Source organism: Roseivivax lentus, assembly GCF_900156805.1.
Taxonomy (GTDB): Bacteria; Pseudomonadota; Alphaproteobacteria; order Rhodobacterales; family Rhodobacteraceae; genus Roseivivax; species Roseivivax lentus.
In genome coordinates, this window is record NZ_FTOQ01000004.1 from 96,394 (window position 1) to 110,262 (window position 13,869).

Here is a 13,869-nt window from a genome sequence, read left to right on the forward strand (position 1 = left end):
GGGGCGCAATTTGTTGCAGACTCCCCCGTTCAGAGGTTTGACTTGGCCCGGCTTCTTCCCTATGGAGCGGGCTTCTAGAGATTCATGGGCTCCGCGGATATCCTCCGCCCGCGCCCGAGACGACGGAGCAGACAGATGTCGAAACGCACGTTTCAGCCTTCCAACCTGGTGCGCAAGCGCCGCCACGGGTTTCGCGCGCGCATGGCCACCAAGGCCGGCCGCAAGATCCTGAACGCGCGCCGCGCACGGGGCCGCAAGAGCCTGAGCGCCTAATCCTTTCCGGGACAATGGTGACCTTGATGACGCCGCCGAAGGCCCCCGACCAGACGGACGGGACCCTGCCTTCGGCGGCGTCCTCATGCGCCATGCCGGTCGCGCTTGCGACGCTGACGAAGCGGTCGGAATTCCTGCGCGCGGCGCGGGGCGACAAGCAGGGCACGGCCTCGATGATGGTGCAGGGCCAGGCCCGCGCCGATGGCGGGGATGCGATCCGCGTCGGCTTCACCTGTTCCAAGAAGGTCGGCAATGCCGTGGCCCGCAACCGCGCCAAGCGCCGCCTGCGGGCCGCCGCGCGCGAGGTCGTGGCGCGTCACGGCCGTCCGGGCTGGGATTACGTGCTCATCGGCAAGCGCGACGTCACCGCCGCACGGCCCTTCGAGGCGCTGAAATCCGATCTCGCCCACGCGCTGCGCAAACTGCACGAGCGCGCGGCGCCGTGAGCCCGCTTGCCCGCCTCGTCGCGCTGCCCGTCCACGGCTATCGCCTGTTCCTGTCGCCCTGGCTCGGCCGCTCCTGCCGGTTCCAGCCCACCTGTTCGGCCTATGCGCTCGAGGCGCTCGAGGTTCATGGCGCGCTGCGTGGCGGCTGGCTCGCCGCGCGGCGCATCGCGCGCTGCCATCCCTGGGGCGGCTCGGGCGTCGACAACGTGCCGCCGCGCCGCTAAGAGGCGGGCTAACCGTCCCCACAGGTCCCGTCATGTTCGACAATGCCGACGATATCCATCCGCTCTTCGAGGGCGCGCCGAAATCGACGGAGTTCAAGAAAGTCCGCAAGCGGATCGTGCAGGGCGCGCGCGAAGCGATCGAACAATACGGCATGGTCGAGACCGGCGGGGCGAAGCCGCGATGGCTCGTCTGCCTGTCGGGCGGCAAGGACAGCTACACGCTCCTCGCGGTGCTTTACGAATTGCAATGGCGCGGGCTGCTGCCGGTCGATCTTCTGGCCTGCAATCTCGATCAGGGACAGCCGGGCTTTCCCGCGACCGTGCTGCCCGAATTCCTCTCCAGGATGGGCGTGCCGCACCGGATCGAATACCAGGACACCTATTCCATCGTGAACGACAAGGTGCCGGCGGGGCGCACCTATTGCGCGCTCTGTTCGCGGCTCCGGCGCGGCAATCTCTACCGCATCGCCCGCGAGGAAGGCTGTTCGGCGGTCGTGCTCGGCCATCACCGCGACGACATTCTCGAAACATTCTTCATGAATCTCTTCCATGGCGGGCGGCTGGCGACGATGCCGCCGAAGCTGGTGAACGAGGAAGGCGATCTGTTCCTCTACCGTCCGCTCGCGCATGTGGCCGAGGCCGATTGCGAGAAATTCGCCCGTGCCATGAATTATCCCATCATTCCCTGTGACTTATGCGGCAGCCAGGACGGCCTGCAGCGCCAGCAGGTCAAGCAGATCCTCGACGGCTGGGAGCGGAACAGCCCCGGGCGTCGGCAGGTCATGTTCCGCGCCCTTATGAACGCGCGGCCGTCGCATCTGCTCGATCCGAAGCTGTTCGATTTCGCCGGTCTGACGCGGGCGATGACCTCCGAAGCGGGGGATTTTCCGGAAATACCCGAGTTGCGTTAAACGATCCTTCAGGGAATCGGCGCAATCGTGAGGGGAACAAACGGTAAACGTTTCTCACCGCACGGGGGCGCGCAATGAAAACGACGGTGCTGCAAAAACTGTCATACATGCCGAGGCGACTGGTCTCGGGGCCGCATGCTCTCGCGTTTCTGCCCGCGCTGGCGCTGGCGGCGCACCTGCTCGGCGGGGCCTGGGCGATGATGATACTGGCGACCGGCCTTTCGCTCTATCTGTGGCGGATGGGCGGGCTCGATTTCCTGAACGAGCGCGGCCTGATCGCGGCACCGCCCAGCTTTCTCGACGCGCCCGGCGCCTCCGCGCCGGTCGACCGGCTTCTGGCCGATGCCCGTGACATGAACCAAAGCGCCGCCTGCCTGCTGATCGATGTCGGCGGGCTCGACCGCGTCGGTCATCTCAACGGCAGCGCCGCGATGCGCGCGGCGCAGGATCTCTGCCTCGCGCGGATCAAGGGGCATTTGCGGGTGGGCGACGCCGCCTTCCGCATCGGGGATGCCCGCTTCCTGGTGCTTGTGGGACCCGCGCCACGCCTCGATCTCGAGGCCTTGCTGCAACTGGGCGCCCGGCTGCAATCGGCGATCGAGGACCCGGCCTCGCTGTCCGAAACCACGCATTTCCTCACGGCCTCCATCGGCATGGCGCATTCGCGCCGCTGCGCCGCGGACATCTCCGGCGCGGGTTTTCTCGACGCCGCGGAGGCCGCTCTGGAAGAAGCCCATCAGCACGGAACCTCCGCGCTGCGCGCCTGGTCGCCCACGCTCGAGCGCGCGGTCGCGAAACGGCGCATGATTCGGACCGACGTGGTCGCAGCGCTGGAAAAGGGCCAGATCGAACCCTGGTTCCAGCCGCAGCTCTGCACGTCGACAGGTCGGGTCAGCGGCGTCGAGGCGCTGGCGCGCTGGGTGCACCCCGAGCGCGGCGTGATCCCGCCCGGCCAGTTCCTGCCCGCCCTCGAACGCGCCGGGCGCCTGCCAAGGCTGGGCGAGGTCATGATCTCCCGCAGCCTCGCCGCGCTGCACCACTGGGACATTGCCGGGCTCGACATCCCGTCGGTCTCCGTGAACCTGACGGAAGCGGATCTGCGCGACCCGCATCTCTGCGACCGGATCAAGTGGGAGCTCGACCGCCACGATCTGCGCCCGTCCCGACTGACCATCGAAGTGCTGGAGACCGTTCTGGCCGGCAGCGGGGAATGCACCGTCGCACGCAATGTCGCGGCGCTGGCGCGGCTCGGCTGCCGCATCGATCTCGACGATTTCGGCACCGGACGCGCGCCGATCGCCACGCTGCGGCGCATGCCGATCCAGCGCATCAAGATCGACCGCAGCTTCGTGACGGGCGTCGACACCGATGCCGACCAGCGCCGCATCCTGACCGCCATTCTCAGCCTCGCGGACCGCCTGTCCCTCGACACCCTAGCCGAGGGGGTCGAATCCGCGGGCGAACACACGCTTCTGGCGCAACTCGGATGCGATCACTTGCAGGGTTTCGGCATCGCGGAACCCATGCCGCTCGACTCGTTCGACGACTGGCTGCCTTCGCATGACGCGATGATCGCGGATATCCCGCTCCTGTCGCGAAAGGCCTGATCCACCGCGGCTCGCAGGTCCAAGCAACCGGGATCACCTGGGGTTGATGCGGAATTGCTGGGGTCGGACAGGTTTCCGATAATTCGCAGAGATTGCAAAACTCCGGCGGCTCGCCGCAAACCCGTCGAGTAACCCCGTTTCCCTGTCGCCCCGCAGCTCCGACGATTTGACGCAACTCGGACGGCACAAATGAACTCCGGCGATCGATCGCGAAATCCCGCGGCGTGGCGAAATACCGGCTTCTGACCGAAACGCCAAGGAACCACCCAAGCCCAGCGGCTGGCAGACGATCAGCCCGCCTGCACCATCGTCCACTCCCTCTCAAAGACCCGGCATCCATCCGATCCCAGCGCCCAGCGAGACGGCGCAGCCGCCGCACAAGGCCTGACGATCCGGTGATTGCCGCCCCGCCAGCCGGTGCGGGACCCGAATCGACTTGACCTTCTGTCCCTTGGTCTGTTGAACCCGACACCACTTGCAGCAAGCACGGATACGGGTCCAAATGGACGATCAGAACAAGAACCTACTCATCGCGACGGCGCTCAGCTTTGCCGTGATCCTCGTCTGGTTCCTGCTGTTTCCCCCGCCCGACGCGGTCGAGGACCCAAACGCGCCCACGGTCGCCGAAACCGGCATCGAGGCCACCGGCGACACCGCCTCCGTGCCCCAATCGGCACCGCCCCCCACCGGCGCGGGCGCGGACACCGCCGCGCAGCCCGGCGTGGCCGACAGCGCCTCGGATGTGCCGCGCGTCCAGATCGACACGCCGCGTCTCGTGGGATCGCTGTCGCTGCTCGGCGGGCGGATCGACGATCTGTCGCTGAAGGATTACACCGAGACCATCGAGGACGATTCCGAAATCGTCCACCTGTTCAATCCGGCCGGCGGGCCCTCGGCCTATTACGCGCTCTATGGCTGGGCGCCGGGCGCGGGCCTCACGCTCGACGACGTGCCAGGTCCGAACACCGAATGGCAGCTCGCCTCGGGCGACACGCTGACCGTCGACAATCCGGTGACCTTGACCTGGTACAGCCCCGCGGGCCTGACCTTCCGGCGCGAGATCGCCGTCGATCAGGATTACCTCTTCACCGTCACGCAATCGGTCGAGAATCCCACCGACGGCACCCGTCGGCTGGCCCCCTACGGCATCCTCGCCCGCCACGGCGAGCCGGTGAACGCCAAGAACTTCTTCATCCTGCATGAAGGTGCCATCGCCATGACCGATGGCGAGCTGACCGAGATCGACTGGGGCGACATGACCGATCTGCCTCCCGCCCCCGGCCTCGGCGCGCAGGCCGAAACCTTCCCGGTGACCGAGAACGGCTGGATCGGTTTCACCGATCATTACTGGATGGCGACGCTCGTCCCGAGCCCCGGCACCGGGTTCCGCGCCTCGGCGAAATACGATGCCGGCCGCGACATCTACCAGACCGAGGCGGTCCTGCCGACGGTCGAGCTGGCCCCGGGCGCGGGCACGACCGTGACGACCCAGCTCTTCGCCGGCGCCAAGGAATGGGAAGCGATCCGCGAATACCAGGAGAACGGGATCGAGCGTTTCCTCGATTCCATCGACTGGGGCTGGTTCTTCTTCCTCACGAAGCCGATCTTCTGGGTGCTGCACGAGCTCAACCTCGTGATCGGGAACATGGGCGTGGCGATCATCACGCTGACGCTGCTGATCAAGGCGCTGCTGCTGCCGCTTGCCTACAAGTCCTACGTCTCCATGGCGAAGATGAAGGAGCTGCAGCCGGAGATGGAGAAGATCAAGGAGCGCGCCGGCGACGACCGCCAGAAGCTCCAGCAGGAGATGATGAGCCTCTACAAGAAGGAAAAGGTGAACCCCGCCTCGGGCTGTCTGCCGATCCTTCTGCAGATCCCGATCTTCTTCTCGCTCTACAAGGTGATCTTCGTCACGCTCGAGCTGCGCCACGCGCCGTTCTTCGGCCCCTTCCAGGACCTCTCGGCCCCGGATCCGACCTCGATCTTCAATCTCTTCGGGCTGCTGCCCTGGGGCGCGCCCGATCCGCAATCCATTATGGCGCTCATTTTCATCGGCATCCTGCCGCTGCTTCTCGGCATCTCGATGTGGCTGCAGCAGAAGCTGAACCCGGCGCCGACCGATCCGACGCAGGCGATGATCTTCGCCTGGATGCCCTGGGTCTTCATGTTCATGCTGGGCGGGTTCGCCTCGGGCCTCGTGGTCTACTGGATCGCCAACAACACGATCACCTTCACCCAGCAATACGCGATCATGCGCAGCCAGGGATACAAGCCCGACGTCTTCGGAAACATCCTGTCGAGCTTCCGGAAGAAGGGCTCGGACAAGACATGACCGGCCGCGTCACCTCGCTGTGGCGGCATCCGATCAAGAGCCTCGGGCGCGAAGCGCTCGAGGCTGTGTCTTTGGCGGCGGGCGAGATCATACCGGGGGACCGCCGGTGGGCCGTCGCGCATGATGCGGCCCAGGTGAACGGCGACGCATGGGCGCCCTGCATGAACTTCAGCCGCGTGGCGCAATCGCCGGGCATGATGGCGGTCACCGCGGAGTTCGACGACACCACCGGGAAGGTCACGCTCAGCCACCCGGACCTGCCGTCACTAACCGCCGATCCGGACAATGAGGGCGCCGCCATCGTCGCGTGGATGGCCCCGCTCGTGCCCGAGAACCGGCCCCGCCCCGCGCGCGTGGTCCGGGCGGCGCATCCGGGATGGACCGACAGCGGTTTCCCGTCGGTGACGCTGTGCAACCTGACCTCGCACCGCGCGGTGGAGCAGCGACTGGGACAGACCCTGTCGATCCACCGCTGGCGCGGCAATATCTGGCTTGACGGCCTCGCCCCGTGGGAGGAGTTCGATTGGCTGGACCGGAAAGTCCGGATCGGCGATGCAGTCCTGCAAGTGCGCGAACGCACCGATCGGTGCCGGGCCACGACGGCCAATCCCGAAACCGGCAAGATCGACGCCGACACGCTGGGCGCGCTCGAAAGCTGGAACCACCAGGATTTCTCGGTCCGCGCGGAGGTGATCGAGGGCGGCACCGTGGCGCTCGGCGCCGGTTTGGAGATCGTCACATGACCTCGCTTCCCTTCCCCCTTGTCGAAGCACCGGATCCGCGGGAGGCGGAGGAGGCGCGGCTGCTCTTCGCGCGCGGCGCGGAGTTCCTCAAGGGCGTCGTGGCGATGGACGGCTTGCCCCCGGGCGACCGGGCCGAGGTCTGCTTCGCCGGGCGCTCCAATGTCGGCAAGTCGAGCCTCATCAACGCGCTCACGGGCCGCAAGGGCCTCGCGCGGGCCTCGAACACGCCGGGCCGGACGCAGGAGATCAACTTCTTCACGCTGGGCGAGAGCCATTACATCGTCGATCTTCCGGGCTACGGCTACGCAAACGCGCCGCTGCCCGTAGTCGAGAAGTGGCAGCGCCTGCTCAAGCAATACCTGTCGGGCCGGGCCAACCTGCGCCGCGCCTTCGTGCTGATCGACGCGCGCCACGGCATCAAGTCGGTGGACGAGGATATCCTGTCGCGCCTCGATCAGAGCGCGGTCACCTTCCAGGCCGTCCTGACCAAGGCCGACAAGATCAAGCCCTCCGAGCGCGACAAGGTGCTGGACCAGGTGCGCACCAAGCTCGCAACCCATCCCGCCGCCTATCCCGAGATCGTCCTGACCTCGGCGGAAAAGGGCGACGGCATCACCGAGCTGCGCACGATCATCGCCGGTCTCGGCTGAGCGACGCGCCCTTGCACGCAGCGGCAGGACACCCGATAAACCCGGGGCATACCCGTTTCCGGACCCACGGATGAAGACCCAGGACATGAACCGAGACTGGCACGCCACGGCCCGCACCCTCTCAGAGGCCTTGCCCTACATGCAGCGCTATTCCGGCGCCGTGGTGGTGGTGAAATTCGGCGGCAACGCCATGGGCGACGCCCCGGCCATGGCCGAGTTCGCCCGCGATATCGTGCTGATGCGGCAGGTCGGGATCAATCCGGTGGTCGTCCATGGCGGCGGCCCGATGATCAACGAGATGCTGGGCCGGCTCGGCATCGAATCGACCTTCGTGCGCGGCAAGCGCGTGACCGACAAGGCCACCGTCGACGTGGTCGAGATGGTGTTGACCGGTCTCGTGAACAAGCGGATCGTGCAGGCCATCATGGATGAGGGCGGCCGCGCGGTGGGCCTTTCGGGCAAGGATGACGACCTCATCGTCTGCGAGGCGGACGATCCGGATCTCGGCTGGGTCGGACGCCCGATCGAGATGAACGTGCAGGTGCTGCGCGACCTGATGGGCGCGGGCATCATCCCGGTCATCGCGCCGGTGGCGACCGGCATGGATCCTGCGGAAACCTACAACGTGAACGGTGACACGGCGGCGGGTGCCGTCGCAGGCGCCCTCGAGGCGGACCGGTTGCTGCTGCTGACCAATGTGCCCGGCGTCAAAGGGCGCGACGGCGACATCGTCACCGCGCTGACCCCCGAGGACGTGCGCGCGATGATCGAGGACGGCACGATCGCGGGCGGCATGATCCCCAAGGTGGAGACCTGCCTCGACGCGCTGGAGCGCGGTGTGCGCGGCGTCGTCATCCTCGACGGCACGGTGCCCAATGCCTGCCTGCTGGAGCTCTTCACCGAGCACGGCGCGGGCTCACTCATCAAGGCGGCGGACCTGCCGCCCCGGAGGCGCTGAGACGATGCGGCGGCTGATCCTCATGCGCCATGCCAAGTCCGACTGGCAGCCGGGCGTCGAGGATCACGACCGCCCGCTCAACGGACGCGGGCGCAAGTCGGCGACGGCACTGGGCCGCTGGCTGCGGCAGACCGGGCACCTGCCCGATGCGGCGGTCGTGTCCTCGGCCATGCGCACGATTGAGACCTTCGGCCGGCTCGATCTGGATTGCGACGTGCGCCGGACGCGCGGTCTTTATCTGGCGGATGTGGAGCAGATGCTGACGGAGCTGCGCCAGGAAACCGCCGAGACCGTGCTGATGCTGGGCCACAATCCGGGCATCGCCTACATGGCGGATCTCTGCGTCGCCGAGGCGCCGGATCACCCGCGCTTCCGCGACTATCCCACCGGCGCGACGCTGGTCGCCGAGTTCGATATCGACGATTGGTCCGAGCTCGAGACCGGCACCGGGCGGGTTGCGGATTTCGTCGTGCCGCGGGAACTGCTCGATCCCTGAGACCGCACTCCTCCGCCGGTGGTCCCGCAAGACGGCAGAGCGCCCTGAGATCGCCCTTCGGACATGAGAAATGAGAACAGAGCCGAAGCCGGGGGCGGCAACGGCTCTGTTCCCGGACGGCCTTGCGCGCTTACTGCGCGGTGACGACCGTCATGACGAGGTTGCCATCGACGCGGATGGGACCGTCTTCCTTGGCACCCAGCGTGTATTCGAAGATGCCGGTCTGCATGCCGCCCTCTTCGGCGTGCACCATCAGCATCAGCATGTCACCCGCGGCCACGTCCTCGGTCAGGATGGCGGCGACGTCGGTGGTCTCACCCTTGCGGATCGGCGCATGGGCGACGACCGGGCCGGGCTTCATCTCGCTGTCGGTGCGGTGCACGACGAGCCAGCCGTTCTGGTCGGCGACGATCTTGGACGCGCTGACCACGCCGTTCTCGACCGATTGATCGGCGGCTTCGATGGCGGGTGCCATGGCATGGGCTGCGGCGAAGGCAGCACCGCCGAGGACGGAGAAGAGGGCCGTGGAAAGTGTCAGTCGCATGGAATGTCTCCTTTGTGGGTTGTGCTGGAGACACGGAGCGGCGGCGGGTCGAGTTTCAGAAATGTCGCAAAAAAAAGACGCCCGCGACATATGCGCGGGCGTCTTGGCGATTTCGGTTGAGATACGGGCTCAGTGGCCGAGGATCTGGCTCAGGAACAGCTTCGTCCGCTCGTTCTGCGGGTTGTTGAAGAATTCTTCGGGCTCGTTCTGCTCGACGATCTGGCCCTGGTCCATGAAGATCACGCGGTTCGCCACCTGCCGGGCGAAGCCCATCTCGTGCGTCACGCAGAGCATGGTCATGCCTTCCTCGGCGAGCTCGACCATGGTGTCGAGCACTTCCTTGATCATCTCGGGATCGAGCGCCGATGTGGGCTCGTCGAAGAGCATGATCCGCGGGCGCATGCAGAGCGAGCGGGCAATCGCCACGCGCTGCTGCTGACCGCCCGAAAGCTGGCCCGGATACTTGTCCGCCTGTTCGGGGATCTTCACCTTCTCGAGGAAGTGCATCGCGGTTTCCTCGGCCTCTTTCTTGGGCGTCTTGCGCACCCAGATCGGGGCCAGCGTGCAGTTCTCGAGGATGGTCAGGTGCGGGAACAGGTTGAAGTGCTGGAACACCATCCCGACCTCGGAGCGGATCGCGTCGATGTTCTTGATGTCCGAGGACAGCACCGTCCCGTCCACCTCGATCCGGCCCTTCTGGTGCTCTTCCAGCGCGTTGATGCAGCGGATGAGCGTGGACTTGCCGGAGCCCGAGGGCCCCGCGATCACGATCCGCTCGCCGCGATAGACGGTGAGGTCGATGTCGCGCAGCACGTGGAAGGTACCGTACCACTTGTTCATGTTCTCGATCGAGATCGCGACCTCGTCGGAGACCTTCATGTCGGCATGTTGTGCGGCTGTCTGGTTCATGTCAGAGCCCTCTTAACGGTGGTCGGTGGCAAGTTCTTTTTCGAGCCACTGCGAGTATTTGGAGATGCCGAAGCAGACGACGAAGAACAGCAGCGCGGCGAAGCCCAGAAGCTCCCAGTAGACGCCGTTCCATTCGGTCGAGGCGAGGATCGGACCGCGGATCATGCCCACGAGGTCGAACATCGAGATGATCGACACGAGGGTCGTGTCCTTGAAGAGGCCCACCGCCACGTTGACGATGCCCGGGATCGAGATCTTCAGCGCCTGCGGCAGGATGATGAGCCGCATCGCCTGCGGGTAATCGAGCCCGAGGCTGTCGGCCGCCTCGTACTGGCCCTTGGGAAGCGCCGCGAGCGCGCCCCGGATCACCTCGGCGATATAGGCCGAGGCGAACATGGTGATCATGATCACCACCCGCACGAAGAGGTCGAAATTGGCGCCCGGCGGCAGGAAGTAGGCGAGGACGACGCTGGCCACGAAGAGCAGCGTGATCAGCGGCACGCCGCGGACGAACTCGATGAAGATCACGCAGATCCACTTGATGATCGGCATGCTCGATTGCCGCCCCAGCGCCAGCGCGATGCCGAACGGGATGGAGAGCGACACGCAGACCGTGCCCAGCATCAGGTTCAGCATGAAGCCGCCCATGTTCCGCGAGGCGACCGGTTCGAGCGCGAGGAAGGTCGATTCCCCGACGAGGCCGGTCAGCCACCAGACGACGAAGGCCGCGATGATGCCGCCGAAGAAGCCCATCGCGAAGCTTTGCGTGACCAGCCGCGCATAGACCATGTAGCCCGCGACGAAGCCCAGAAGCGCCATGACCGGCACCAGGATCGACCCGCCCCAGATCAGGTAATAGGCGATGAACGGGTAGAGCGCGGTGAAGATCAGCATCTGCGCCGGGAAGACCTTGCGGAACAGCACCGGTGCGATGGCGATGAACAAAAGCAGGAAGGCCAGGGTCGGCCGCCAGTAAAGCTCGCTCGGGTACTGGAAGCCGAAGAGAAGCTGGTTCCAGCGCTCCGTCAGGACGGCAAAGCAGCCGCCCACGTCGCCCTCGAGGATCTCGCGGCAGGCGCGGATCGACGGCGCGTCCCAGATGCCGTTGGCGAACCACGGATAGAGCGAGGTCACCAGCCAGTAGACGCAGTAGATCGCGATCAGCGTGAAGATCGAGTTGCGCAGGTTCGAGAACAGGTTCTGGCGCATCCACTTGACCGCACCGCGTTCCGCCGCCGGCGGTTCCTGCTGCGGCAGCATGGTTTCGCGCACGAAGCGCACGGAATGGGCATGGGTATCGGCCATCTCAGCGCTCCTTCAGGCTTACGGACTTGTTGTAGACGTTCATGACCGCCGAGATCGACAGGCTGATCGTCAGGTAGAACGCCATCAGCAGCAGGATGCACTCGATCGCGCGGCCCGTCTGGTTGAGGGTGATGCCCCCCAGCGTGCCGGTCAGGTCCATGTAGCCAACCGCGATCGCCAGCGAGGAGTTCTTGGTGATGTTGAGGTAATGCGAGATGAGCGGCGGGATGATGACCCGCAGCGCCTGCGGCAGGATCACGAGGTTCATGATCCGGTTCGGGCGCAGGCCCAGCGAGGCCGCGGCCTCGGTCTGGCCCTTGGACACCGACAGGATGCCCGCGCGGACGTTCTCGGCGATGAAGGCGCCGGTATAGATCGCCAGCGCGAACCACAGCGCGATCAGCGAGCCGAGGATGTTGATGCCGCCCTGGAAGTTGAAGCCGCCAAGCTCGGGATATTCCAGCGTGATCGGGCGCCCGAGGATGAAGAACACCAGGATCGCCGGGACGAACGCGATGGCGAGCGCGGGCCAGCCCATGGGCAGCAGCTTGCCGGTCGCATAAAGCAGCTTGGTGGCGTAGCGGCGATACCAGAACGCCCCGACCACGCCGGCCAGGAAGACGTAGATCACCGACCAGCCGCCGGGCGCGAAGATCGGTTTCGGGATGTAGACGCCGCGATTGGTGAAGGCCACGCTGTCGAACAGCACCATCGACGCGGCCGCGTCCTCGCCCCGGAAATCGCGTGGAGAGGGCATCACCGCGGTCATGACGGTGAAGATGATGATGATCCAGATCAGCACCGGGACGTTGCGGAACGCCTCCACGTAGGCCGACATCAGCTTGCGCACGAGCCAGTTCTGCGACAGCCGCGCCACGCCCGCGAAGACGCCGATGACGGTCGCGGTGATGCAGGCCAGGAACGAGACCAGAAGCGTGTTCAGAACGCCCACCAGCGCCGCCCGCCAATGGTCCATCTGGTTGTTGTATTCGATCAGAGTCTGGTTGATGTCGTAATTCGCCGGCTCGCCGAGGAAATCGAACGAGATCACCAGGCCCGCGTCGCGCAGGTTCTGGGCCAGGTTCGAGCCCAGATAGGCGAACAGCGCGGCCACGCAGACAAGCGCGATGAATTGGAACGTGTAGCCTCGATACCGCGTGTCGTTCAGCAGCATAGACGGCTTGAACGCGCTCTGCGGGGGATCGCTGAGTGTCGTCATGAGGGGTATCCCTGGGGCTTTCCAGGTCCGTGGCGCCGCCCGGTTGATCCGGTGCTGACTGGCCTGGATTGTTTATCGTCGTGAAGCGTCAGGTCTTGATGGTGAAAGGGCGCGGGGTGTGATGCCCGCGCCCTTCCGAAGTCCGAACTTAGCGGAACGGCGGTGCGTAGAGCAGGCCACCTTCGGTCCACTGCGCGTTCAGGCCGCGCGACAGGCCGATCGGGGTCGATTCGCCGATGTTCTTGGCGAAGAGCTCACCGTAGTTGCCGCCGGCACCGATGGCGCGCTTGGCCCATTCGGCGTCGAGGCCCAGCATCGCGCCGAGATCGCCTTCGCTGCCGAGGATACGCTTCACCTCGGGGTTCCCGCTGGCCGACATCTCGTCGATATTGGCCGAGGTGATGCCGTACTCTTCCGCCGCGATCAGCGCGTTGAGGGTCCAGCGCACGATGTCGCCCCAGTCGTTGTCGCCGTGACGCACGAGCGGGCCCAGCGGCTCTTTCGAGATGATCTCGGGCAGAACAACGTGATCGCCGGGCGATTCGAAGGCAGCGCGGGTTGCCGCGAGGCCGGATGCGTCGGTTGTGTACACGTCACAGGCGCCCGCGAGGTATTGCTGCTGGGCTTCCGCGTTGGTCTCGATCGGGACCGGCGTGTATTCCATGTTGTTGTTGCGGAAGTAGTCCGCGAGGTTCAGCTCGGTGGTGGTGCCGGTCTGGATGCAGACGGTGGCGCCGTCGAGCTCGGTCGCCGAGGACACGCCCAGCGCCTTCGGAACCATGAAGCCCTGACCGTCATAGTAGTTCACGCCGACGAATTCGAACTTCAGGTCGACATCGCGCGAGAAGGTCCAGGTGGTGTTCCGGGCCAGCATGTCGATCTCGCCCGAGGCGAGTGCGGTGAAGCGCGTCTTGCCGGTCGTGGGCACGAACTCGACCGCGGTCGGATCGCCGAGCACGGCCGCCGCGACGGCACGGCACACGCCGACGTCGAAACCGCCCCACTCGCCGTTGGCGTCAGGTGCCGCAAAGCCGACGAGACCGGTGGTCACACCGCAATTGAGGGTTCCGCGTTCTTTGACGTCGTCCAGCGTGGCAGCGCCAGCAACGCCGGCGGTCAGGCCGGCGGCGGTCAACGCGCCAAGAAATACGCTATTCTTCATATTTACCTCTTCCTGTTTTCCGCCACTCTTCGGGCGGCCTCTGCGCCCCTTGTCGGGACGCGTTTTAGGGTTCGCCCGGGCGATCTGCCG

The 13,869-nt window shown here is 65.9% G+C and carries 15 protein-coding genes; 10 read left to right on the forward strand and 5 right to left on the reverse strand.

What is annotated here, in order from left to right:
• Positions 1-135: 135 nt before the first annotated feature.
• From rpmH to BW990_RS09205, 10 genes are all read left to right on the forward strand, one after another.
• A complete protein-coding gene (rpmH, locus tag BW990_RS09160) occupies positions 136-273 on the forward strand; it encodes a 50S ribosomal protein L34 (protein WP_025311815.1) in 138 nt (45 codons plus the stop codon).
• Positions 274-299: 26 nt separating this feature from the next.
• Positions 300-719, forward strand: a complete 420-nt coding sequence (gene rnpA, locus BW990_RS09165; RefSeq protein ID WP_076447980.1) for a ribonuclease P protein component — start codon at positions 300-302, stop codon at positions 717-719.
• Entirely contained in the window at positions 716-943 is a 228-nt protein-coding gene (gene yidD / locus BW990_RS09170) for a membrane protein insertion efficiency factor YidD (RefSeq protein ID WP_076447374.1), read from the forward strand. The genes rnpA and yidD overlap by 4 nt, the downstream gene beginning before the upstream one ends.
• Positions 944-975: 32 nt before the next feature.
• Positions 976-1,854 (forward strand): tRNA 2-thiocytidine(32) synthetase TtcA, encoded by an 879-nt coding sequence (gene ttcA, locus BW990_RS09175; RefSeq protein ID WP_076447377.1) that lies wholly within the window; start codon positions 976-978, stop codon positions 1,852-1,854.
• Between the two features lie 107 nt (positions 1,855-1,961).
• Entirely contained in the window at positions 1,962-3,461 is a 1,500-nt protein-coding gene (locus tag BW990_RS09180) for a putative bifunctional diguanylate cyclase/phosphodiesterase (protein WP_076447379.1), read from the forward strand.
• Between the two features lie 502 nt (positions 3,462-3,963).
• Complete coding sequence (yidC, locus tag BW990_RS09185) at positions 3,964-5,793, forward strand: membrane protein insertase YidC (protein ID WP_076447382.1); 1,830 nt, start codon at positions 3,964-3,966, stop codon at positions 5,791-5,793.
• A complete protein-coding gene (locus BW990_RS09190; RefSeq protein ID WP_076447384.1) occupies positions 5,790-6,536 on the forward strand; it encodes an MOSC domain-containing protein in 747 nt (248 codons plus the stop codon). The genes yidC and BW990_RS09190 overlap by 4 nt, the downstream gene beginning before the upstream one ends.
• Positions 6,533-7,186, forward strand: a complete 654-nt coding sequence (yihA, locus tag BW990_RS09195; RefSeq protein WP_076447387.1) for a ribosome biogenesis GTP-binding protein YihA/YsxC — start codon at positions 6,533-6,535, stop codon at positions 7,184-7,186. Before BW990_RS09190 ends, yihA begins: the two co-directional genes overlap by 4 nt.
• Before the next feature lie 70 nt (positions 7,187-7,256).
• Positions 7,257-8,144, forward strand: a complete 888-nt coding sequence (argB, locus tag BW990_RS09200) for an acetylglutamate kinase (RefSeq protein WP_076447389.1) — start codon at positions 7,257-7,259, stop codon at positions 8,142-8,144.
• A 4-nt stretch (positions 8,145-8,148) separates the two neighbouring features.
• Positions 8,149-8,640, forward strand: coding sequence for a SixA phosphatase family protein (locus BW990_RS09205; protein ID WP_076447392.1), 492 nt, complete (start codon positions 8,149-8,151; stop codon positions 8,638-8,640).
• A gap of 130 nt (positions 8,641-8,770) precedes the next feature.
• Here BW990_RS09205 and BW990_RS09210 read toward each other — a convergent pair whose 3' ends face one another.
• From BW990_RS09210 to BW990_RS09230, 5 genes are all read right to left on the reverse strand, one after another.
• The gene (locus BW990_RS09210) at positions 8,771-9,184 is read right to left on the reverse strand and encodes a DUF7282 domain-containing protein (protein ID WP_076447394.1); all 414 of its coding nucleotides are present in this window, start codon (positions 9,182-9,184) and stop codon (positions 8,771-8,773) included.
• A gap of 129 nt (positions 9,185-9,313) precedes the next feature.
• Positions 9,314-10,093 carry an amino acid ABC transporter ATP-binding protein gene (locus BW990_RS09215; protein WP_076447397.1) on the reverse strand — a complete coding sequence of 260 codons (780 nt, stop codon included), beginning with the start codon at positions 10,091-10,093 and terminating at the stop codon, positions 9,314-9,316.
• Positions 10,094-10,105: 12 nt separating this feature from the next.
• Positions 10,106-11,398, reverse strand: a complete 1,293-nt coding sequence (locus BW990_RS09220; protein WP_076447400.1) for an amino acid ABC transporter permease — start codon at positions 11,396-11,398, stop codon at positions 10,106-10,108.
• A 1-nt stretch (position 11,399) separates the two neighbouring features.
• Positions 11,400-12,617 carry an amino acid ABC transporter permease gene (locus BW990_RS09225; protein ID WP_076447403.1) on the reverse strand — a complete coding sequence of 406 codons (1,218 nt, stop codon included), beginning with the start codon at positions 12,615-12,617 and terminating at the stop codon, positions 11,400-11,402.
• 148 nt (positions 12,618-12,765) lie between these two features.
• Positions 12,766-13,779: an amino acid ABC transporter substrate-binding protein gene (locus tag BW990_RS09230; protein WP_076447406.1), complete on the reverse strand. Its 1,014-nt coding sequence runs from the start codon at positions 13,777-13,779 to the stop codon at positions 12,766-12,768.
• Between the last annotated feature and the right edge of the window lie 90 nt (positions 13,780-13,869).